This is a genomic window from Streptomyces tagetis (assembly GCF_018069565.1).
GTDB lineage: Bacteria > Actinomycetota > Actinomycetes > Streptomycetales > Streptomycetaceae > Streptomyces > Streptomyces tagetis.
In genome coordinates this window covers 267195-288845 of sequence record NZ_JAGPNL010000009.1, presented here as the reverse complement: position 1 = coordinate 288845, position 21651 = coordinate 267195, and the positions used below count along the sequence as shown (strand labels likewise).

General features: G+C 74.8%; 20 protein-coding genes. 4 read left to right on the top strand and 16 right to left on the bottom strand.

Features of this window, described 5'->3' with window-relative positions; translation table 11 throughout:
* Positions 1-4 precede the first annotated feature (4 nt).
* The 4 genes from chvE to J5Y05_RS27500 all read right to left on the bottom strand — a co-directional run bounded on the left by chvE (position 5) and on the right by J5Y05_RS27500 (position 4568).
* Positions 5-1111 carry a multiple monosaccharide ABC transporter substrate-binding protein gene (chvE, locus tag J5Y05_RS27515; protein WP_210875841.1) on the bottom strand — a complete coding sequence of 369 codons (1107 nt, stop codon included), beginning with the start codon at positions 1109-1111 and terminating at the stop codon, positions 5-7.
* 186 nt (positions 1112-1297) lie between these two features.
* Positions 1298-2266, bottom strand: coding sequence for a hypothetical protein (locus J5Y05_RS27510; RefSeq protein ID WP_210875839.1), 969 nt, complete (start codon positions 2264-2266; stop codon positions 1298-1300).
* 134 nt (positions 2267-2400) lie between these two features.
* Positions 2401-3405, bottom strand: coding sequence for a zinc-dependent alcohol dehydrogenase (locus tag J5Y05_RS27505; protein WP_210875837.1), 1005 nt, complete (start codon positions 3403-3405; stop codon positions 2401-2403).
* Positions 3402-4568, bottom strand: coding sequence for a mandelate racemase/muconate lactonizing enzyme family protein (locus J5Y05_RS27500; protein WP_210875836.1), 1167 nt, complete (start codon positions 4566-4568; stop codon positions 3402-3404). Before J5Y05_RS27500 ends, J5Y05_RS27505 begins: the two co-directional genes overlap by 4 nt.
* A gap of 225 nt (positions 4569-4793) precedes the next feature.
* On the opposite strand from J5Y05_RS27500, the gene J5Y05_RS27495 reads away from it, so the two are divergent.
* Entirely contained in the window at positions 4794-5579 is a 786-nt protein-coding gene (locus tag J5Y05_RS27495) for an SCO2400 family protein (RefSeq protein WP_210875834.1), read from the top strand.
* Between the two features lie 73 nt (positions 5580-5652).
* Here J5Y05_RS27495 and J5Y05_RS27490 read toward each other — a convergent pair whose 3' ends face one another.
* Positions 5653-6096: a MarR family winged helix-turn-helix transcriptional regulator gene (locus J5Y05_RS27490; RefSeq protein ID WP_210875832.1), complete on the bottom strand. Its 444-nt coding sequence runs from the start codon at positions 6094-6096 to the stop codon at positions 5653-5655.
* Positions 6097-6226: 130 nt separating this feature from the next.
* On the opposite strand from J5Y05_RS27490, the gene J5Y05_RS27485 reads away from it, so the two are divergent.
* Positions 6227-7249 carry an NADP-dependent oxidoreductase gene (locus tag J5Y05_RS27485; RefSeq protein ID WP_210875831.1) on the top strand — a complete coding sequence of 341 codons (1023 nt, stop codon included), beginning with the start codon at positions 6227-6229 and terminating at the stop codon, positions 7247-7249.
* A gap of 54 nt (positions 7250-7303) precedes the next feature.
* The gene (locus J5Y05_RS27480; RefSeq protein WP_210875829.1) at positions 7304-8191 is read left to right on the top strand and encodes an EI24 domain-containing protein; all 888 of its coding nucleotides are present in this window, start codon (positions 7304-7306) and stop codon (positions 8189-8191) included.
* 193 nt (positions 8192-8384) lie between these two features.
* On the opposite strand, the gene J5Y05_RS27475 is transcribed toward J5Y05_RS27480, so the two are convergent.
* From J5Y05_RS27475 to J5Y05_RS27435, 9 genes are all read right to left on the bottom strand, one after another.
* Positions 8385-9278 carry a siderophore-interacting protein gene (locus J5Y05_RS27475; RefSeq protein WP_210875827.1) on the bottom strand — a complete coding sequence of 298 codons (894 nt, stop codon included), beginning with the start codon at positions 9276-9278 and terminating at the stop codon, positions 8385-8387.
* On the bottom strand, positions 9275-11089 hold the full coding sequence (locus J5Y05_RS27470; RefSeq protein ID WP_210875825.1) for an ABC transporter ATP-binding protein: 1815 nt from the start codon (positions 11087-11089) through the stop codon (positions 9275-9277). The genes J5Y05_RS27475 and J5Y05_RS27470 overlap by 4 nt, the downstream gene beginning before the upstream one ends.
* Entirely contained in the window at positions 11086-12747 is a 1662-nt protein-coding gene (locus J5Y05_RS27465) for an ABC transporter transmembrane domain-containing protein (RefSeq protein WP_210875823.1), read from the bottom strand. Before J5Y05_RS27465 ends, J5Y05_RS27470 begins: the two co-directional genes overlap by 4 nt.
* Positions 12744-13574 (bottom strand): ABC transporter ATP-binding protein, encoded by an 831-nt coding sequence (locus J5Y05_RS27460; RefSeq protein WP_210875821.1) that lies wholly within the window; start codon positions 13572-13574, stop codon positions 12744-12746. Before J5Y05_RS27460 ends, J5Y05_RS27465 begins: the two co-directional genes overlap by 4 nt.
* Before the next feature lie 158 nt (positions 13575-13732).
* Positions 13733-14815 carry a FecCD family ABC transporter permease gene (locus J5Y05_RS27455; protein ID WP_210875819.1) on the bottom strand — a complete coding sequence of 361 codons (1083 nt, stop codon included), beginning with the start codon at positions 14813-14815 and terminating at the stop codon, positions 13733-13735.
* Positions 14812-15891: a FecCD family ABC transporter permease gene (locus J5Y05_RS27450; RefSeq protein WP_210875817.1), complete on the bottom strand. Its 1080-nt coding sequence runs from the start codon at positions 15889-15891 to the stop codon at positions 14812-14814. Before J5Y05_RS27450 ends, J5Y05_RS27455 begins: the two co-directional genes overlap by 4 nt.
* A gap of 44 nt (positions 15892-15935) precedes the next feature.
* Positions 15936-17024, bottom strand: coding sequence for an iron-siderophore ABC transporter substrate-binding protein (locus J5Y05_RS27445; RefSeq protein ID WP_210875815.1), 1089 nt, complete (start codon positions 17022-17024; stop codon positions 15936-15938).
* A gap of 273 nt (positions 17025-17297) precedes the next feature.
* Positions 17298-18152, bottom strand: coding sequence for a helix-turn-helix domain-containing protein (locus J5Y05_RS27440; protein WP_210875813.1), 855 nt, complete (start codon positions 18150-18152; stop codon positions 17298-17300).
* A gap of 48 nt (positions 18153-18200) precedes the next feature.
* Entirely contained in the window at positions 18201-19118 is a 918-nt protein-coding gene (locus J5Y05_RS27435) for an SGNH/GDSL hydrolase family protein (protein WP_210875812.1), read from the bottom strand.
* A gap of 291 nt (positions 19119-19409) precedes the next feature.
* Between J5Y05_RS27435 and J5Y05_RS27430 the strand changes: the two genes are divergently transcribed.
* Positions 19410-19904 (top strand): DUF3145 domain-containing protein, encoded by a 495-nt coding sequence (locus tag J5Y05_RS27430; protein ID WP_210875810.1) that lies wholly within the window; start codon positions 19410-19412, stop codon positions 19902-19904.
* A 91-nt stretch (positions 19905-19995) separates the two neighbouring features.
* Here J5Y05_RS27430 and J5Y05_RS27425 read toward each other — a convergent pair whose 3' ends face one another.
* On the bottom strand, positions 19996-21267 hold the full coding sequence (locus J5Y05_RS27425) for a beta-ketoacyl-[acyl-carrier-protein] synthase family protein (RefSeq protein ID WP_210875808.1): 1272 nt from the start codon (positions 21265-21267) through the stop codon (positions 19996-19998).
* A 106-nt stretch (positions 21268-21373) separates the two neighbouring features.
* Positions 21374-21622, bottom strand: coding sequence for an acyl carrier protein (locus J5Y05_RS27420; protein WP_210875806.1), 249 nt, complete (start codon positions 21620-21622; stop codon positions 21374-21376).
* Between the last annotated feature and the right edge of the window lie 29 nt (positions 21623-21651).

The following is a 21651-nucleotide window of genomic DNA, read 5'->3' as shown; positions in this document are numbered from 1 at the left end:
CCGGTTACTTGAGGTCGTTCTCGGTGTAGAAACCGCCGTCGACGAGGATCTCCTTGTAGTTGGACTTGTCGACGCTGACCGGCTGGAGCAGGTAGGCGGGGACGACCTTGGCACCGTTGTCATAGGACGTGGTGTCGTTGACCTCGGGCTTCTTGTCGTGCAGCACCGCGTCGACCATGGAGGTGGCGACCTTGGCGAGCTGGCGCAGGTCCTTGTAGACGGTCTGCGTCTGCTCGCCCGCGACGATCGACTTGACCGAGGCGACCTCGGCGTCCTGCCCGGTGACGACCGGCATGGGCTTGCCGGCCGAGCCGTAGCCGTCCGACTTCAGGGCGGACAGGATGCCGATGGAGATGCCGTCGTAGGGGGAGAGGACCGCGTCCACCCGGGAGCTGCGGTAGCTGGAGGTGAGCAGGTCGTCCATGCGCCGCTGCGCGGTGCCGCCGTCCCAGCGCAGGGTGGTGACCTGGTTGAGCGCGGTCTGCTTGGACCGGACGACCAACTGCCCCTTGTCCAGGTAGGGCTTGAGGACGTTCATCGCGCCCTGGAAGAAGTACTTGGTGTTGTTGTCGTCGTTGGAGCCGGCGAACAGCTCGATGCTGAACGGGCCCTTCTCGCCCTTCTTCAGGCCGAGCTTGTCGACGATGTACGTGCCCTGCAGCTCGCCGACCTTCTCGTTGTCGAAGGAGGCGTAGTAGTCGACCTCGGTGCCGAGGATCAGGCGGTCGTAGGAGATGACCGGGATGCCGGCGTCCTGCGCCTGGCGCATCACGTTGTCGAGCGACTTGTTGTCGATGGCGGCGACGATCAGGGCCTTCACGCCCTGGGTGATCATGTTCTCGATCTGGGAGACCTGCTGGTCCGGGTCGTCCTCGCCGTAGACCAGCCGCGTCTTGTACCCCTTGGCCTTCAGCTCCTTCTCGACGTTGGCGCCGTCGGCGATCCAGCGTTCGGAGGACTTCGTCGGCATGGCGATGCCGATGGTGGCGCCGTCCGCGCCCCCCTTGTCCTCCTTGCCGCCGCCCTCGCTGTTCTGGCCGCAGCCGGTGAGGGCGAGGGCGAGGGAGGCGGCCGAGGCGACGGCGGCGAGTGCGGCTCTGCGGTTGCGCATGGTCATCATCCTTGCTGTGGGTGCAGGGCTCGGGCGGGTGGTGCGGGAGCGCCGTGGTGCGTGAACTCCGGTGGTACGGACGGCCGGTGGTGCGGGATCGGGGGCGGGCGGGGCTGAGCGACCGAGAACGGGTGCGTGGGATTGTGCGCGTCTGTGTGGGCTTTTGTGAAGAGGGTTTCCGGAACGTTATGACGAGGCCGCGAAGCGGCTGAGCGGTCCGGGCAGCCGCGAACCGAGCGGGGCCATGCCCCCGTCCGCGCCGTGCCGGGCCAGCAGGTCCAGGACGAGGCGCCCGCGCCGCACCCGCTCCCGCGCACTGGCCAGCGCGAGTTCCCGCAGGTGAGCGCCGTACGGATAGATCCCGGGCGCCTTGGCGAGGCCGAACTTCAGGTACAGCGGGGCGCCGCACCGGATCAGTTCGGCCACCTCGTACATGCGCACGTAGCCGCCGAGGTCGTCGGGCGCCTCGACGTAGAGGTCGAGCGGGGCGGCCGAAACCCGCCGGATCTCGGCCAGGTGACGCGGTGTCAGGTCGCCGGGCACGTTGACCGAGTCGGCGCCGAGCCGCTCGAAGACCGCGAACGAGGCCGGGTTGACCGGCCCGACGAGCGCGGAGACCTTGAGCGTGGTGTCGGCGGGCAGGAGGCCGGCCGCCCGCGCCCGGTGCAGCGTCCACAGCACGCCCTCGTCGGCGACGAGCAGGCACCGCACACCGAGGCCGGTGGCGCGCACGGCGTCCTCGACGCAGCCGGCGACCGCGTCGTGGCCCCGGGCCCGCGCTCCGGCCCCGCCGGCGTCGGTCCGGGTGCCGGCGCCGATGTCCCAGGTGCCGCGCGGGCCGGTGAACAGGCAGAGTTCGACGGCGCGTTCGGCGGTGGCGGCGACCATCTCGGAGATCTCGGCATCGGTCAGCATCCACACGCCGCTGCCCTGGCTGATCCGGTGCACCGGCACCTCCAGCCGCGCGGACTCCTCCAGCACCGCCGCCAGCGCCTCGGGCCCCTCGCAGGAGGGCACCTCGGTGCGCCAGCGGCCCCCGCCGGGGAAGGAGTGCGGCGAGGCGTCGGCGGGGTCGGGGTCGGGGGCGGCCAGGCCGAGGGCGGTGAGCACCGGCTCACCGGGCCGGCGCACGGCCGGGGCGGAAACGTCGGTCACGTGGGGTCCTCAGGGGTAGGGGGCGGGATGCGCGGGCGGGGAGGCGGGCGGCGGGTGCGGCGGGTGCGGAGGCGGGGCGGCGGGAGCGGCGGGGAGGGGGAGGCAGGCGTACGGCGGGCAGGCGGAAGCGCGGCTCAGGGGCGCAGGAGGACCTTGCCGACGTCCGGGTGCCCGGAGCCCACCAGGGCGATCGCCCGCGCGAACGCGGACAGCGGCACCTCGTGCGTCACCAGCGGCAGCGGGTCGAGCAGCCCGGCGGCGAACATCCGTACCGTGTGCGCCCAGGCGGCCGGCGGCGCCCCGAAGACGGTCCGCACCTCCAGTTGCCGGAGCACCAGGTGGGTCGGGTCGAGGCCGTCCGCGCCCGGCGCCGGGATGCCGGTCAGCACCAGCCGGCCGCCCCGGCGCGGCAGCGCGGCGGCGGTCCGGGCCGCGTCGGCCGACCCGGCGGTCTCCACCACCACGTCGAACCCGCCCGGCGGTTCACCGCCCCGGGTACGGAAGGCGGTCGCGCCGAACCGCCGGGCCAGGGCCTCCCGTTCCCGCCCGGTGCCGACCACCAGCAGCTCCGCCGGGGAGGTGGCCCGCAGGAACTGTACGGCGAGCATGCCGAGCGTCCCGGTGCCGACCACGGCGACCCGCTCACCCGGCCGGGCCCCCGCCTTCAGCGCGGCGGCGGCGACACAGGCGGCCGGCTCCAGCAGGGCGGCGGCGGTGAGGTCGGCGCCCTCGGGCAGGACGTGCAGCAGCCGGGCGGGCAGGGTCAGCGTCGGCGCCATGGCACCCGGCACGGTGAACCCGGTCTCCTCGTACCCGGCGCCGCACAGGGTCGTCTCGCCCGCGTGGCAGCGGTCGCACACCTGGCAGTTGCGGAAGCCCTCGCCGACCACCTTGCGCCCGGCCAGGGACGCCGGTGCCCCGGCGCCGACCCGCTCCACCGTCCCGGACCACTCGTGCCCGGGGACCACCGGGTAACGGACGTACCCCTCGGGCCGGTCGCCCCGGTAGACCTCGCGGTCGCTGCCGCAGATCCCGACGGCGTGCACCCGCACCAGCGCCTCGCCGGGGCCGGGCTCGCGCGGGGTGTGCGGGGCCGCGCGGTGGCGCCCCGGCGCCTCGACGACGATCTCGGCGCTCATGCGCGGCGCTCCCGCGGCCGGCGCCGCTCCCAGCCGTCGGCCCACAGGTCGAACCGGGCCTGCTGCTGGGGGAAGGCGGCAGCCGCGTCGGTGTCCAGCTCCACGCCGAGGCCGGGGGCGTCGGAAAGGGCGAAGCAGCCGTCCGCCGGGTCCACCCGCGGGGCACCCCGGACGATCTGGGAGATCTCCGCGTCGGCGAAGTCGTTGAAGTGCTCCAGGATCTTGAAGTTGGGTGTGGTGAAGCCCAGTTGGAGGCTCGCGGCGGTGAGCACGGGGCCGCCGACGTTGTGCGGGGCGATGAGCGTGTAGTGCGTCTCGGCGGTGGCGGCGAGCTTGCGGGTCTCCCAGATGCCGCCGATGTGCCCCACGTCGGGCTGGATGATGTCGGCGGCCTGGCTCTCGAACAGCTCGCGGAACTCGATCCGGTCGTGGACGCGTTCGCCGGTGGCGACGGGGATGTCGACCTTGGCGGCGACCTTCTCCAGCGCCTTGAGGTTCTCCGGCGGGACCGGCTCCTCCAGCCAGGCCGGGCGGAACGGCGCCATCTCCCGGGCCAGCCGCACGGCGGTGGCGGGGGAGAAGCGGCCGTGCATCTCCAGCATCAGCTCGGTTCCGGGTCCGATGGCGTCCCGCACCGCCTCGATCAACGAGACGGCGTACAGGGTCTGTTCGTGGTCCAGCTCGAAGTGGCCGGTGCCGAAGGGGTCGATCTTCAGCGCCCGGTAGCCGCGCTCGACCACCCGCCGGGCGGCCTCGTGGTACGCCTGGGGGGTCCGCTCGGTGGTGTACCAGCCGTTCGCGTACGCCTTGACCCGGTCGGTGACCTTCCCGCCGAGCAACTGCCAGACGGGGACGCCGAGGGCCTTGCCCTTGATGTCCCAGCAGGCCATCTCGACCACGGCGATGCCGGACATCACGATCTCCCCGGCCCGGCCGAAGTCCCCGTACTTCATGCGGCGGACCAGGTCCTCGACGGCGAACGGGTCGGAGCCGGCGATGTGGTTGGCCTCGGCCTCCCGCAGATAGCCGAGGAGGGCGTCGGTGTGCCCGAGCATCCGGGTCTCCCCGACCCCCGTGAGCCCCTCGTCGGTGTGCACCTGGACGTGGGTCAGGTTCCGCCACGGCGTCCCGACCACGTGTGTGCTGATTCCGGTGATGCGCACGGTGGCAGCCCTTCCCGGCGTTCGAGATTTCGTCACTCGTTCGAAATGCTGGCGAGACAGTAAGGAGGGTGCGGTGGGGGTGTCAACGGGTCGGACACATAACGGTTTCGGCAGTTTCGGCGGCATGCGCAGCGGTGCCGGGGAAGGGGCGTGCCCGCTTTCCCACACAACCTTCACAGGGATGTCTAGGAACCCCACCGGCCGGGAACTTAACCTTCCCGCGTCATGGACTACTGCCACCCGTGCCGACGGCACCTCAACGGCGCCCTCGCCTGCCCGGGGTGCGGCACCCAGGTCGAACAGCCCACCGCTGCCGGTGCGTTCGCCGCTCCGGGCGAGGAGCGCGCGTCCGGCGACGCCGGGGACTCCGGTGACGGCGACGGCGACGGCGGTGACGGTGATGGTGACGGTGCCGCCGGCGAGGGCGGTGACGGCGCCGGCGCCGGAGCGGACGAAGGCCCGGACGGTGACCCCGACACCGACCGGCCCGGCCGCCGTGACCGCAAGGCCGCCGCGCACCGCCGGCGCGGACGCCGGACCCTGCTGATCACCACCGGCTTCGTCCTGGCCGCCGGGGGACTGAGCCTGGCCGAACTCGGCAGCGCCGGGCCGGGAAGCGGCCCGCCGCCGGCCTCCGTCGGGGACGGGGCGACCGACGGCGGAACCTCCCGGGAGGCCGGTGACCCGGCCCTGCCCGCCGCCGACCGGCACACCGCGGACCCGGCGGACGGCCCCTCGCCCACCGCCTCCGCCTCGGCATCGGCCTCCCCGTCGGAGTCGGCCTCCGCCCCGGAGGCGTCCCCCGAGGCCGACGCCTCCGAGGACCCGGGGGAGGAACCGGACGCCGAGCAGGCGCCGGACGACCCGCCCCCGGCCCCCGGCTCCGACCCGGCCCCGCCCGCGCAGGCCACCCCGGACCCCCCGGCCGCCACCAGCGCGCCCCCGGCCCCGCCCCCGCCGTCCCCCACCCCCACGGAGACCTGCAACCGCTTCCTGTGGTGGTGCGCCTGACGGCCCTGAGGCGCGCTCCGGCAGGGGCGCTCCGGTGCCGTACCCCGAGGGGACCGGCCCTCGGTGCCCCGGCTCAGTCGCCCACGATCCGCCGCAGCGCGTCCCGCAGCGCCACCCGTTCGTCCTCCGACAGCCCGGCGAGCGGCTCGCGGGCGAAGCGCAGCGACTCCCGCAGCCCCCGCGCCACCCGGCGCCCCTCCGGTGTCGCCGCCGCGAGCTTGACCCGCCGGTCGTCGGGGTCCGTCAGCCGCTCCACCAGTCCCCGCGCCTCCAGCCGGTCCACGATCCCGGTCACGTTCGACGGCTCGCACCGCAGCTTCCGCGCCAGCCGCCGCATCGGCAGCGGTTCCAGGGAGAGCAGGCTCAGCAGCTTCGCCTGCGCCCCGGTGAGCGACCGCTCCGCGGCGGCCTCCTCGTAGTCGGCGTGGAAGCGGGCCACGACCTCGCCGATCAGCTCCACGACCTCCAGGGTGAGGGCGTCGGGGCGGCGGGCGGTGCTGTGCTCGGGAGGAGACATGGGGTCCAGCGTACCCAGGTGTTTGACAACCTGAAATGTTCAGCCGCATGGTTGTTTCAGGTAGTGAAATATTCGCGGCCGGGCCGAGCGCCGGTCCGCGGACGCGACCCCCGTGCGGAAAGGCGCCCTCATGACCGACTCCCCCTCCCTCCCCGCCGTCAACCGCGAATGGCACCTCGTCAGCCGTCCGGTCGGCCGGCCCGAGCCGGAGGACTTCGCCCTGGTCGAGACGGAGGTGCCCGTCCCCGCCGAGGGCCAGGTGCTGGTCCGCAACCGGTATCTGTCCGTCGACCCCTACATGCGCGGCCGGATGAGTGCCGCGAAGTCCTACGTCGCCCCCTTCGAGCTGGGCAGGGTGATGCAGGGCGGCGCCGTCGGCGAGGTGGTCGCCTCGAAGGCGGAGGGCTTCGCGCCCGGCGACCACGTGCTGCACTTCTTCGGCTGGCGCGAGTACGCCGTCCTGGACGCCCGGCACGCCGTCCCCGTCGACGCGGACGCCGCCCCGCTCTCCACGTACCTCGGCGTGCTCGGCATGACCGGCCTGACCGCCTACGCGGGGCTGCTGCGGGTGGCCGCGCTGCGCGAGGGCGACACGGTCTTCGTCTCCGGCGCGGCCGGCGCCGTCGGCGGTCAGGCCGGCCAGATCGCCCGGCTGAAGGGCGCCTCCCGGGTCGTCGGCTCGGCCGGCTCCGACGCCAAGGTCCGGCTGCTCCTGGACGAGTACGGCTTCGACGCCGCCTTCAACTACAAGGACGCCCCGGTGGCCGAGCAACTGCGCGCCGCCGCCCCCGACGGCGTCGACGTGTACTTCGACAACGTGGGCGGGGACCACCTGGAGGCGGCCATCGGCCGGCTCAACCGGGGCGGCCGGATCGCGGTCTGCGGCATGATCTCGGTCTACAACGCCACCGAGCCCGCCCCCGGCCCGCGCAACCTCGCCCGCCTCATCCAGACCCGGGGCCGGATCGAGGGCTTCCTCGTCGGCGACCACGAGGACCTGCGGCCCCGGTTCGCCGAGGAGGTCGGCGCCTGGGTCCGCTCCGGCGAGCTGAAGTACCGCGAGACGGTGGTCGAGGGCGTCGAGAACACCCTCGACGCCTTCCTCGGCGTCCTGCGCGGCGACAACACCGGCAAGATGGTCGTCGCCGTCTGAGCCGGGCCGCGCGGGCCCCGCCGGGGGCCCGCGCACCCCGGTAGAATCCCGCCCATGCGTGATCTGGGGGCGGGGTTCGGTCATCTCCTGGGGGGCCAGCGGTGGATGGCCCGGCACCGGGGCAGCTACGGCTACGGACTCCTCCCCGGCCTGATCACCCTCGTCCTCTACCTGGCGACCCTCGTCGTGCTGGCCGTGTGGGGCGCGGACGCGGTCGCCTGGGCGACGCCCTTCGCCGACGACTGGTCCAGCCCCTGGGCCGGGCTCTTCCGCGGTGTGCTGACGGTGGTGCTGTTCGCGCTCGGCCTGCTCCTGTCCGTCCTCACCTTCACCGCCGTCACCCTGCTCATCGGCAGCCTCTTCTACGACAGCCTCTCCGAGGCCGTCGACCGGGACGTCTCCGCCGACGGCACGGCGCCCGAGTCCGGGCTCTCCTTCTGGCGCGACGTGTGGGTCTCCACCCGGGACAGCCTGCGCATCCTGGTGCGGGCCGCCGTGTGGGGCGTGCTGCTCTTCGCGCTCGGCTTCGTGCCGGTGGTCGGGCAGACGGTCGTGCCGGTGGCCGGGTTCCTCGTCACCGGCTTCTTCCTCGGCGAGGAGCTGGCCGCGGGCGCCCTCCAGCGGCGGGGCCTGGAACTGCGGGAGCGGCTCGCCCTGCTGCGCACCCGCAAGCCGCTGGTCTGGGGCTTCGGAGCGCCGCTGGGCCTGGCCTTCCTGGTGCCGTTCGCCGCGGTCTTCCTGATGCCCGGCGCGGTGGCCGGCGCCACCCTCCTCGCCCGCGACCTGCTCGGCGAGGAGATCCTCGACGGCACCGCCCGCGCCTCCGACGAGGACCCCGGCCCCGGCCCCGCCGCCGACGCCGACCACACCCCCGGCCCCGCCGGAGCGCACGGCCCCGAGGGCCCCGGCGCGGCCGGGCGGACCGCCCACGGACCCGTGTGAAAGGTTCGTACGGACTTCACCGAACCGCCCCGATCACCCGCCGCCGGGCCACCGGGACCACTACGGTCGGAGAGCAGGGCGTCCCGCGCGGCCCCGCCCGGCGCCCCCCGTGGACTCCCCGGCCCGGCACCTGACGGCCGGGCCGGGGCTCACGCGGCGGACACCGCCCCCCGCCACCTCCGCCGGGGGCGGCTCACAGGCCGTGCGCGCTGAGGCGGGACTCGTACTCCACGGCGACGTCCTCCGGCTCGCGGGCCGGGTCGTCCCAGAGGGCGTCCAGCTCCGCGCGGACGGAGGCGGGCAGCGCCTCGTACCGCTCGGTCCACGTCTCGGCCCCCGGCATCCAGTAGCCGACCACCTTGAACCGCTCGACCGGCAGCGCCCGTTCCCCGCGCAGGTGGCGCCGCACCTCCCGGCAGGCCGTGGTCTGCCCGGCGACCCACACATACCCGCCCGTCAGGTCGGTGCCGGGCGGGACCGCCGCGGCGGTCAGCTCGGCCAGGCGGCTCGGGCCGTGGCCGTTGCCCCCGTACACCCACGTCGTCCCGAGGTGCGGCCGGTCCGGGAGCGGCTGCACGCAGGAGGGGTCGGGCACCTCGACGATCGCCCGGGTGGTGACCCCCTCCGGGGCCTGTTCGAGGAGGCGTCCCACGGCGGGCAGGCCGGTCAGGTCGGTGACCAGCACCTGCCAGGTGAGGTCGGCGGGGGGAGCGTAGAGCCCGCAGGGGGAGGTGAGGCCGATCACGTCCCCGGGGCGGGCCGCGGCGGCCCAGCCGGACGCCACCCCGTGGTCGTGCACCACGAAGTCGATGTCGATCTCCCCGGCCTCCGGGCGCACCGCCCGCACGGTGTAGGTGCGCATCGGGGCGGTGGGCCGCCCCTCGGGGGTCCGCAGGCCGCCGTCCCCGGTGTCCTCGGGCAGGGAGACGTCGCGGCGGTCGGGGCCGTGCGGGAGGAAGAGGCGTACGTACTCGTCGCCGGTCCCCGTCGAGACGAAGCCGGTGAGTCCCTCGCCGTGCAGGGTGACGCGGGTCATGGCCGGGGTGAGCCGCCGGACGCGGGCGACGACGGCGCGGTGGACCGTCATGGGTGCTGCTCCTTCGTGCGGGGGACCGTCGCCCCCGGTCGTGCGGACGCGGGACGGGCGTCGCCGGACGGGCGGGGCCCGGGGAGGCCGCCGGTGCGGACGTACGCCTCCCACAGGGCGGCGTACTCGCCCGGCCGGGCGAGCAGTTCGGCGTGGGTTCCGTCCCCGGCGACCTCGCCCCGGTCCAGGACGAGGACCCGGTCCGCGTCCCGGGCCTGCTCCAGGCGGTGGGCCACGATCACGGCGGTGCGGCCCCGGACGACCCGGGCCAGGGCGGAGCGCAGCAGCGCCTGGGTGCGGGGCCCGGACTCGGCGGTGGCCTCGTCGAGGACGACGACGGACGGATCGGCGAGCAGCACCCGGGCCAGCGCCAGGTGCTGCACGGCCCCGTCGTCCAGGGGCGTCCCGCCGGGGCCGAGCACCGTGCCGAGCCCGTACTCCCCCTCCAGCGCCCAGCCGGCCCCCACCTCGCGCAGGGCGTGGACCAGTTCGGCGTCGGTGGCGCCGGGCCGGGCCATCCGCAGGTTGTCGGCGAGCGTGCCGCCGAAGAGATGGACCTCCTGGGTGACCAGGTAGCGGGCGCCGTCCCCGGCCGTGATCCGGCCCCGGGACGGCTCGTCCAGCCCGGCGATCAGGCGGGCCAGGGTGCTCTTGCCCGAGCCGCTGGCCCCGACGAGGGCGAGGCTGGTGCCCGCCGGCACCTCCAGGCGGATGTCGCGGAGCACGGGGCGCACCCCGTCGTACGTGTACGAGACGCCCTCCACCGCGATCCCCGCCCCGGCCGCCGCTTCCCCGGGGCCCGCCGGACCGTCGTCGGGCCGGGGGCCGAGGTCGGTGATCCCGACCAGGCGGGCCAGGCCCACCGTGGCCCGCTGGATGTCGTCGAGACTGCCCAGCAGCGCCCCGACCGGGCCGAAGAGCCGGTGGAAGTAGAGGGCGGCGGCGGTCGCGGCGCCCAGCGAGATGGTCCCGGAGCGCAGCAGCGCGAACCCGGTCGTGAGCACCGCCGCGAGACCGAGGAACTCCGCCGCGTTGAGCATCCCGGTGAACCGGTTCCGCAGCCGTGCCCCGTCCCGTTGCCGCTCGACCGCCCGCAGGCTGCGCCCGGCCAGCTCCGTCAGCCGCCGGTCCTGCTCCCGGTAGGCCCGGACCGTCGCCGCGCCGTGCACCGACTCCACGACGGACTGCCCGCGTTCCGACTCCAGGCGGCGGACGTCCCCGTACACCTCGTGCGAACGGGCGAGGAACCGCCGGGTGGCGAGGACGTGGACGGGCAGGCAGACCAGGCCGGCCAGGGCCAGCCGGGGATCGAGGACCGTCAGCCCCACCAGGCTCAGCCCGATGGTGAGACCGGCGGCGGTGACGTCGGGCAGCACGTCGGACGCGGCCTCGGAGACCGCCTCGACGTCCCGGGTGACCCGCGAGACGACGTCGCCGCTGCCGGAGGACTCCACCACGTCGCCGGGCAGGTGCACCGCCGTCTCGAACACGTCCTCGCGCAGCCCCGCCAGCACCTCCTGCACCAGCGCGGCCAGCATCCGGCCGCCGGCCAGGGCCGACAGCGCCCCGGCCGCCGCGGCGAGCACCAGGAGCAGGCCGAGGACGAGGACCCGGCCCTGCGGTGCCCGGTCCACGACCGCGTTCACGACGGCGCCGAGCAGCGGCGGCGTGGTGAGGGTGACCGCGGTGCCGGCGAACAGGGTGAGCAGCGCCGCGGCGAGCCGGCCCCGGTGCGCGCCGAGCCGGCGCAGCAGCTCCTGCCGGGTGCGGCGCGGGCCGGCGACGGGCAGGGTGCTCTTCTCGGCGCTCACCGGGGGGTTCCTTCCGTTCCGTGGTCCGGCCCGGCCAGGTCGACCACCCGGTCGCAGGCGGCGAGCAGGATGGGGCTCGTGGTGATCAGCAGGGTCGTGCCGGGCAGCTCCCGCAGGCCCCGGGCGATGCGCTGTTCGGTCAACGGGTCGACGGCGGTGGTGGGTTCGTCGAGGACGACGAGGTCGGCGCCGGTGTGCAGGGCGCGGGCGAGCAGCAGGCGCTGGCGCTGTCCGCCGGAGAGCCGCCGGCCCCGTTCGCCGACCTCGGCCCGCTCCCCGCCGATGTGGTCGAGGACGTCGTCGAGCATGGCGGCCCGGAACACGGCGGGGTCGGGCGCGTGGCCCGGGGGCACGACGTTGGAGCGCAGCGTGCCGGAGAACACCGCCCCGTGGTGGGGAGCGGCGACGATCCGCGCCCGGACCCGGTCCGGGCCGAGGTCGAGCGCGTCGACGCCGTCCAGCAGGAGTTCGCCGCGGCCGAGCGGCACCCGGTGGCCGAGCCGGTCGCCGAGTTCGCGCGCGTGCGCGGCGTCGCGCGGCACGACGCCGAGGCGTTCGCCGGGGCGGACGTCCAGGGGCTCGTGGTGGCCGGGCGGGCACCAGCGCAGCAGCGGGGCGCCGGGGGCGGGGGCCGTGGGCCGGTCCGGCGGGGCGCCGGAGGCCGGGGCGGTCAGCGGCGGCTGCCCGACGAGGGCGCCGAGCCGGCGGGCGGAGGCCCGCTTGTGCGTCCAGTTGGAGGCGAAGGTGCCGACGTGGGCGAGGGCGCCCTGGAGGTACTGGGCGAGCCCCAGCACGGTCACGAGCTGACCGATGGTCAGCCGGCCGTCGAGCGCGAGCAGCCCCGAGGCGGTGGCGAGGAGGGCGAGGAACACCCCCGACAGCAGTTGGCTCAGGCTGCCGTAGGCCAGCACGGCGCGGGCGGCGGCGACGGCTCCGTCCCGGGAGCGCCGGCTCGCGGCGCGGTAGCGGCGGGCGGCCTCCGCGCGGGCGTTCATGCCGATCACCACCCGCAGGCCGGTAATCATGTCGGTGGCCACCTCGCCGGCCCGCGCCGCCGATCCCTGCTCGGCCAGGCCCCGCGCCTCCAGCGGCGCCGACAGCCGGCGCATCAGGGCCAGCACCAGCACGGTGCCGGCGATGACACCCAGGCCCAGCGGCACGGAGATCAGCAGCAGGGCGGTGGAGGCGGTGAGGATCGCCGTGAGGGTCGACGCCTGCTGGACCACGCTCCAGGAGACCCCCGCCACCCGGTAGGTGTCGGACGAGACCAGGGCGAGCGCCTCGCCGGCTCCCGGGGCGTGGCGCAGCCCGTGCGGGTCCAGCAGCCGGGCCATGGCGCGCTGGCGCAGCTCGTGCTCGCCGTGGCCGTAGACGATGACCATGGACGCCGCGGCCCGCTGGTAGGAGAGGGAGAGGACGACGAAGACCCCGGCGAGGACGGCGAGCCAGCCGAGCAGGGCGGTGCGGTCCCCGGGTGCCAGCGCCCGGTCGATGACGACGCCGATGAGGACCGGCACCAGCGCCTCGCAGAGCTGGTGCAGCATGAAGCCGAGGGTCGTCAGGGCCAGGCGCCGCGCCCGGCCCCCGCTCAGCAGCGCGATCCGGAACAGCGCGGAGACGGAGCCGGCGCCGCCCTCGCCGGCCGGGGCCCCGGTCACCGGGTGCTCCGCGGCCGGGCCAGCGGGACGACCATGGGCGTGTCGGTGACCGGGTCGGGCACCACCCGGCAGGGCAGCCCGAACACCTCCTCCACCAGATCGGCGGTGACCACCTCCCACGGGGTGCCGGTGGCGACGACACGGCCCTCGCGCAGGGCGATGAGGTGACTCGCGTAGCGCGCCGCCTGGTTCAGGTCGTGCAGCACCGCGACGAGGGTGTGGCCGGTGCGGTGCAGGTCGGCGAAGAGTTCCAGGAGGTCGATCTGGTGGGCGATGTCGAGGAACGTGGTCGGTTCGTCCAGCAGCAGGAGCGGCGTCCGCTGGGCGAGGACCATCGCCACCCAGACGCGCTGGCGCTGGCCGCCGGAGAGTTCGTCGACGGGCCTGCCGGACAGGTCGGTGACGGAGGTGGCCGCCATGGCGTCGGCCACGGCCCGTTCGTCCTCCTCGGTCCACTGGCGCAGCAGCCCCTGGTGGGGGTGGCGGCCCCGGGCGACCAGGTCGGCGACGGTGATCCCGTCGGGTGCCTGCGCGGTCTGCGGGAGCAGGCCGAGGCGCCGGGCGACCTCCTTGGTGCCGTAGCTGTCGAGGGCCCGGCCGTCGAGCACCACCCGGCCCGTGCCGGGCTTCAGCAGGCGGGACAGGGCCCGCAACAGGGTGGACTTGCCGCAGGCGTTGGGGCCGATGATCACGGTGAACGAGCCGTCCGGGACGGTGACGTCCAGGTGCTCGCAGACGGTCCGCCGGGCGTAGCCGAGGGAGGCGTCGATCACCTCCAGACGGGCCGGGACGGGCGTCCGGGCGGGCCGGGTGGTGAGGGCGGTCAAGGAAGCTCCTGAGGACTCGGGTGCTGGTCGTGAGGCTGGTGCTGGTGCTGGTGCTGGTGCTGGTGCTGGTGCTGGTGCCCGTGCCGGTGCCGGCGGGGGCGTCCGTGCCGGCGGGGGCGCCGGGGAGGCGGCCGGTGTCCCGGGCCGCGGAGACGGCGTCACCGGCGCCGTCCGGCGTACTGGCGGGCCAGGAGCCAGGCGAGGTAGACCCCGCCGACCGAGACCGTCACGACGCCGACCGGCACGTCGACGCGCAGGGCGACGAAGTCGGCGGCGACCAGCAGCGTGGCGCCGGTGAGCGCCGCCGGGACGATCCGCAGGGTGGTGCAGCTCCGGGTCAGGCGCTGGGCGATCTGCGGGGCCGCCAGCGCGACGAAGGCGATCGGGCCGACGGCCGCGGTCACCAGGGCGGTGAGCGCGACCCCGGCGACGGTGGCGAGGAGCCGGGTGCGCTGCGCGTCGACGCCCAGCGCCGCGGCGGTGTCGTCGCCCATCTCCAGGTGGACCAGGGGCCGCACCACGGCGCCGGAGCAGACCAGCAGGGCGGCGAAGACGGCCGCGGCCGGGCCGAGCTGCGCGAAGCCGAGCCCGCTGAGCGAGCCGGCGCCCCAGGTCGCCGCCAGCATCGCCTGCTGCGGGCTGACGGACAGGAGCATCATCGAGGTGAGGGAGCTGAGGAAGGCGCCGACGGCGATGCCCACGATGATGAGGCGGAACGGGGCCAGCCCGCCCCGGTAGGCCAGCAGGTACACCAGGAGGGCGGTGACCGCCCCGCCGGTCAGCGAACCCGACGCCACCGCCAGGTAGTCGGCGGTGCCGAGCAGCAGCATGACGACGCTGGCGCCCGCGTACGAGCCGGAGGCGAAGCCGATCACGTCCGGGGAGCCGAGCGGATTGCGGGTCAGCGACTGGAAGATGGCCCCGCTGATCGCCAGGGCCGCCCCGCAGACCAGCGCGAACAGCAGCCGGGGCAGCCGCCAGTTGACGACGACGAGCCGCGCGCGGTGGTCGGCGTCCGGGTCGAACAGCGCGGAGAGCACCTGCGCGGGGGTGAGCGGGAGCGAACCGGAGCCGAGGGTGAGGACGCCGAACACGGCCGTCACGGCCGCCAGGACGGCGCAGACCAGCACGGAGCGCCGGTCGACGCGCAGCGCCAGCGGGCCGGTGCGCCAGACCCAGACGGTGCGCCCGAAGTCCACCCGGCCGCCCGGCCGGTGCGGTGCGGTGGTCGTGGCGGTCACAGCGTGCTCACCTTCCGGCGGCGGACGAGGACGACGAGGACGGGGGCGCCGACGAGCGCGGTGACCAGGCCGACCCGCAGCTCCCCGGAGGGCAGCACCACGCGCCCGACGATGTCGGCGGCGAGCAGGAAGGCGGGGGCGACGACGACCGTGAGCGGCAGTATCCAGCGCTGGTCGGGTCCCACGAACCACCGGACCACGTGGGGCACCATGAGCCCGACGAAGGCGATGGGCCCGGCGACGGCGACGGCGGTCCCGGCGAGCAGCGTGACCGCGAGGACCACGGTCACCCGGGTCGCCACCAGGCGGGTGCCGAGCGCGCGGGCGGTGTCGTCGCCGAGCGCGAGGGCGTTGAGCGCTCCGGCGCTGAGCAGGCCCAGCACCAGCCCCGTGCCGATCAGGGGCAGGGCGACCGGGAGGATGTCGAGCGACCGGCCGCCGACGGACCCGACCCCCCAGAACCGCATGACGTCGAGGGTGGCCGTGCTCTTGAGCACCATGGCGGAGGTGAGGCCGCCGCACACGGCGCTGAACGCGACACCGGCCAGGGTGAGTTTGACCGGGGTGCCGCGGCCGGCGCCGATCGAGCCGAGGACGTAGACGAGCACGGTGAGGACGAAGGCGCCGGCCAGGGCGAACCAGACGAACCGGGCGGCGGAGGTGATGCCGAGCACGGCGACGGCGAACGTCACGGCGAGGCTCGCGCCCGCGTTGACGCCGAGGATGCCGGGGTCGGCCAGCGGGTTGCGGGTGAACGCCTGGATCAGCGCGCCGCTCAGGCCGAGGGCGGTGCCGACGACGAGCCCGATCACGGTGCGCGGCACGCGCAGTTCGCGCACCATCAGGTGCGCGTCGGAGTCGTCGTAGTGGAACAGCGCGTCGAACACCGTGCCGGGGGCGAGGGGGCGGGCGCCGACCATGACGCTGAGCACGGCGGCGGCGAGCAGCAGCGCGAGGGCGGCGAGCAGGACCAGCGGGCGGTGCCGGACGCGCCGGACCGGGCCCGCGCCGCGGCGCGGGCCCGGCACGTCACGCGCCGCGCCGGTGGGGGCATCCGGGGGTGATGCGGTCTTCATGGGTGTCCTCGGGGGAGGGCGTCACCGGGGGCGGCGGCCGGTGGTCAGGAGCCGGCGCCGGTGGCGCCCCGGCCCGCGACGGCGTCGGCGAGCATCGGCACGTAGCGTTCGATCGCCCAGGGGATGGAGAGGACGGAGGGGCCGCTGGTGGCCATGCCGAGGGTCTCGTCCTGGACGAAGGCGTAGTGCTTGCCGGCGATCGGCTTCCAGCGCCGGAACAGCGGGTCGTCGAGGGAGTACTTCACCTCGTCGGGGTCGTTGGCCCAGGCGACGAAGATGTCGGCCTCGATCGTGTCGAGCTTCTCCAGGCTGATGCCGCCGTACCAGTTGGTGCCCTTCACGGTGGAGGCGATCTTCGGCATCGACGGGGTGTTCTCGAAGCCCAGCTCGGTCAGGAGCCGGACCCGCGCGTCGTAGTCGAGGTACAGGCCGACCTCCGTGGAGCCGGGCGTGAGCGCCACCCCGTAGGCGAAGGTGGTGCCCTTGAACTCCGGGTGGCTCTCGCCGACGGCGGCCAACTGCCCCTGCACGTCCGCGACCAGGCTCTCGGCCTTGGCGTCCTCGCCCATCGCCTTGCCGATGGTGCGGGTCATCTCCTGCCAGGTCCCGCCGTCCCAGGGCTTCTTCAGGTACGGGAGGGTGGGGGCGATCTCGGAGAGGCGCTTGTAGCCGACGTCCGTGATGCCGGAGTACAGGCCGACGATGAGGTCGGGCTCCAGGGAGAGGATCTGCTCGAAGTCGATCTCCCCGGCGTCGCCGTAGTTCAGGATCTCGGGCAGCGGGCCGCCGAGTTCCTCCACGGCGCCGCGGAACCAGGGGGTGTAGCCCTGCTTGTCGCCGCCCCACTGCTCGTCGACGCCGACCGGGACGGTGCCCAGGGCGGCGACCACGTCCAGCGACATCCAGCTCATCGCCACGATGCGGCGGGGCTTCTCCTTGATCGTCGTGCTGCCGTGGGCGTGCTCGACGGTCACGGGGAAGCTCGCCGTGGTGTCGGCCTCGGCCCCGGATTTCGTGTCCGTCTCGGACCCGGTGCCCCCGCAGCCCGCGAGGACCACGACGGCGGCGATCGTCAGCGCCACGACGCGGGCCAGGGGACCCGTTCTGCGTCGTGCCGGGAGGGATGTGGACATGGTTCTCCTTGGATCGGGACACTGCGGGGCGGCGCGCGGGCCGTTGCGGGTGAGGGCCGGCGCGGGGGTCCGGGGGACGGGAGCGCACGGGGGCTCCCGCTTGGGTTAGGTAACCCTCACCTGAGTGAAGCTATGGGGGATGAAGAGGCGTGAGGGGCGCGATCCGGTCAGGCTGCGTCGCGGATCAGCCACCGGAGGCGCGGCGGGCATGGCGGCGCCTCCCCTGGCGCGGATGCGCGGGGAGGGTGCGGGCGGGGTGGCGTGGCGACCGGGTCAGCCGCGGGTGGGCGCCGTGAGCGCGTGCCGGCGCAGGTACTCGGTCGGGCTGACCCCCGTGACGCGGCGGAAGGCCGCGGAGAACGCGCTCGTGGTGGTGTAGCCGCAGCGGTGGGCGACGAGGTTCACCCCGTGCCCGCGGGCGAGCAGACCGGTCGCCAGGGACATCCGCACCAGCGAACGCCACCGGGTGAACGGCATGCCGACGTCCTGGACGAAGGCACGCGTGACCGTGCGCACGCTCAGCGCGTGCCGCGCCGCCCACTGCTCCAGCGAGAGGTCGCTCTCCGGGTCGCGCATGACGTCCTCGGCCAGCGCGCGGATGCGCCGGTCCTCCGGCACCGGGACCTCGATCACCGCGCCCGGGTTCTCCTCCAGCATGTCGAGGATCACGCGCTGGGTGCGCAGCCGCAGGTCGTCGGGCATCGCGGTGGCGTCGAGGTGGAGCAGCATCTCCTGGAGGGCCCGCCCCACCCGCACCGTCTGCGGGGAGGTGCGGTGCGGCGGCGTCGCCGCCCGGGTGACGTAGGTGAAGCAGCTCACGCTGCCCGCCTTGGGCCGGCAGGCGTGCGGGGTCCCGGGCGGCAGCCAGAGGCCCTGGCCCGGGACGAGGTGGCGTACGGCGTCGGGGGTGTGCACCGTCATCGAGCCGAGGTGCGGCCAGGCCAGGAGCGCGTCGGCGTGGGTGTGCACCCCGCCGGAGACCGTGCCCGCGGCACCCGGCCCGTCGAAGACCGCCGTGGTCAGCAGGTAGGGCTCGACCACCACGGCGCCGCCCGGGGACGGCTCGGTCCAACGGGGGACGTCCGCGGCGCGCGCCGCGCCGCGCGGGCGGCTGACAGTGACCGGCATGTACTTAGGTTAGCCTAACCTCGCATTTCGGTCCCGGGGTGTGGGGCCTCAGGGCCGCTCCGCCGTGACCGCGCGGTAGGCGATCTCGGCCAGCCTCGCCTGGCCGTCCACGCTCGGGTGGAACCAGTCCCAGCGGCTGAGCTGGGCGGTGCCGAACCGGTACGCGTACACCGCCCCGTCGTCCGTACGGCACCGCCGGTCCTTCGCGCACACCTCCCGCAGCACCGCGTTGTACGCCTCCACCCGCTCCCGCACGGCCTCGCGCCGCCCGGTCGCCGCCTCGTCCAGCGCGTCCGCGTCGCCCAGCATCGACGGGCACAGGCCCAGCTTCCACACCTGCTTGCCGAGCGCGCTGGTGCGCCCCTGGGACCACAGGCGCTTCAGGTCCGGGATGCTCGCCACGTACACCTGCGCCTTCGGCAGCTCCGTACGCAGGGTGCGCAGCGCCTCCTCGAACTGGGCGCGGAAGTCGGCCACCGGGGTCATCGCCGAGGCCGTGGCCCGGCAGGCGTCGTTGGCCCCGGCCATCACCGTCACCAGCTCCGGCCGGTCCCGCGCCGCGCTCGTCATCTGCGCCGGCAGGTCCGCCATCCGCGAGCCGGTCACCGCGTGGTTCCAGCTCCGCTCCGCCGCCCCCCGCGCGCCCAGCAGCCGCACCGCGAGGCTGTCCACCTCGGCGCTGGTGCCGGTCGCCCAGGACACCTCGGGACAGTCCGACAGGACCGCGCAGGCGTCGAAACCCCGGGTGATCGAGTCACCCACCGCGGCGACCGAACGCGGGGCCGTGTTCCACACCGGGGACGGCTTCGGCGAGGGCGAGGGACGCGCCGTGCCGGAGGCGCCGGTGGAGTCCGCGCCGAGCAGGTCGCACCCGGCCAGGCCCAGCACGGCGGCGGCCACGAGCGCGAGCCCGGCGCGCGTACGGCGGCGGCGCCGGTGCGGCACCCGCTCCGTCCCGTCGTCCATGCCGGGCCCTCCCTCGACTCGCTCGGCCGCCCGCCCCGGCTCGGCGGCGGGGACCTGGCCTCCACCGTGCTCAACCCATGACACCGCGCCAGGGTTCCCGAGCGCCTCCAGGTGCGCCCGCGCACACCCGTACAAGCGTCCTGCCGGGTGAATGACGGCGGTTTCCCGGCGGTGGGACCGACGGTACGTCACACTCCTTGCGCCGTCGCACGGTAGCCTCGCCCTCATGTGGCCCCGAGGCCACGGCCGTCCCGCCCGTTGTGAGATGTCCCGCTCAGCCCGGAGGTTCCGGTGACGACACGTGGAGTTCTGTACGTGCACTCCGCGCCGCGCGCGCTCTGCCCGCACGTCGAGTGGGCCGTCGCGGGGGTGCTCGGCACGCGCGTCAGCCTGGACTGGACCCGGCAGCCGGCCTCGCCCGGCACCTGGCGTTCGGAGTTCTCCTGGCAGGGCCGGGCCGGCACCGCCTCCCAGCTCGCCTCCGCCCTGCGCGGCTGGCAGTTGCTGCGCTTCGAGGTGACCGCCGAGCCGTCCGCCAACGCCGAGGGCGAGCGCTATAGCTGCACCCCCGACCTCGGCATCTTCCACGCGGTCACCGGCATCCACGGCGACATCCTCATCCCCGAGGACCGGCTGCGGGCCGCCCTGGTGCGCTCACAGGCCGGCGAGACCGACCTGGAGGCCGAGATCGCCAAGCTCCTCGGCAAGCCCTGGGACGACGAGCTGGAGCCCTTCCGCTACGCCGGGGAGGGCGCCCCCGTGCGCTGGCTCCACCAGGTCGTCTGAGCCCCGGGGACGCGGCTTCGGGCAGACCCCGGACGTGGCAGTGGCCCGCCCCCCTTCCGGGGGAGCGGGCCACTCGCGTTCACCGGGTCGCTCAGACCGTCCGGAACGCCAGCACCACGTTGTGCCCGCCGAAGCCGAACGAGTCGTTCAGCGCGGCGATACGGCCCTCGGCGGGCAGCTTGCGCGCCTCGCCCCGCACGATGTCGGCGGTGGCCGCGGCCTCCGGGTCGAGGTCGTCGACGTTGATGGTCGGCGGCGCCGTCCGGTGGTACAGCGCGAGGACCGTCGCCACCGACTCCACGCCGCCCGCGCCACCGAGGAGGTGACCGGTCATCGACTTGGTGCCGGAGACCGCGAAGTGGTCGGTGTCGTCGCCGAAGACCTTGCGCAGCGCCTTCAGCTCGGCGATGTCACCGGCCGGCGTCGAGGTGGCGTGCGCGTTGACGTGCACGATCTCCGCCGGGTCCAGGTCGGTGCGCTCCAGCAGGTGCTGGAGGGCGTGCGAGATGCCGCGGCCCTCCGGCTCCGGCTGCACGATGTCGTGGGAGTCGGCGGAGATGCCCTGGCCGACCGCCTCCGCGTAGACACGGGCCCCGCGCGCGGCGGCGTGCTCGGCGGACTCCAGGACCAGGACGCCGGCACCCTCGCCGAGGACGAAGCCGTCCCGCCGGGTGTCGAAGGGGCGCGAGGCGCCCTGCGGGTCGTCGTTGTTCTTGGACATCGCCATCATGTTGCCGAACGCGGCGATCGGCAGCGGGTGGATCGCCGCCTCCGTGCCGCCCGCGACGACCACGTCGGCCCGGCCGGAGCGGATCATCTCGATGGCGTAGCCGATGGCCTCCGCGCCCGAGGCGCAGGCCGAGACCGGGGTGTGCACGCCCGCGCGGGCGCCCACGGCCAGACCCACGTTGGCCGAGGGGCCGTTGGGCATCAGCATGGGGACGGTGTGCGGGGAGACGCGGCGGACGCCCTTCTCCTTCAGCACGTCGTACTGGTCGAGCAGGGTCGTCACGCCGCCGATGCCGGAGGCGATGACCGCGCCGAGCCGGTCGGGGTCGACGCCGGGCTCCTCACCGGCCCTGCCGGTGAAGCCCGCGTCCTTCCACGCCTCCTGGGCCGCGATCAGCGCGAACTGCGCCGAGCGGTCCAGCCGGCGGGCCTGCGGCCGGGGGATGACCTCGGTCGGTTCCACGGCGACCCGGGCGGCGATGCGGACCGCCTGGTCGGCGGCCCACTCCTCCTCCAGCGGCTTGACGCCGGAACGGCCGGCGACCAGGCCCTCCCAGGTAGAGGCTGCGTCGCCACCCAGCGGTGTGGTTGCGCCGATACCGGTGACGACCACGGTGCGATTGGTCGAGCTCACGGGAATTCTTTCTCCAACGGATACGGGATTCGTACGGCGCCACCGCCGGGTGGCGGGGCAGTGCGGCCCAGGGCGGGACCCGGGCCGTGCCCGGGTGACCGGAGGATCAGCCCTGGTGCTTGAGGATGTACTCGGTGGCGTCGCCGACCGTCTTGAGGTTCTTGACGTCCTCGTCCGGGATCTTGACGTCGAAGCGCTCTTCGGCGGCGACGACGACCTCGACCATGGACAGCGAGTCGACGTCCAGGTCGTCGGTGAAGGACTTGTCGAGCTGCACGTCCTCGGTGGGGATACCGGCGATCTCGTTCACGATCTCGGCGAGACCGGCGACGATCTCTTCCTGGGTGGCGGCCATGGCGGCGCTCCTTCGTAGTTTTCCAGAGG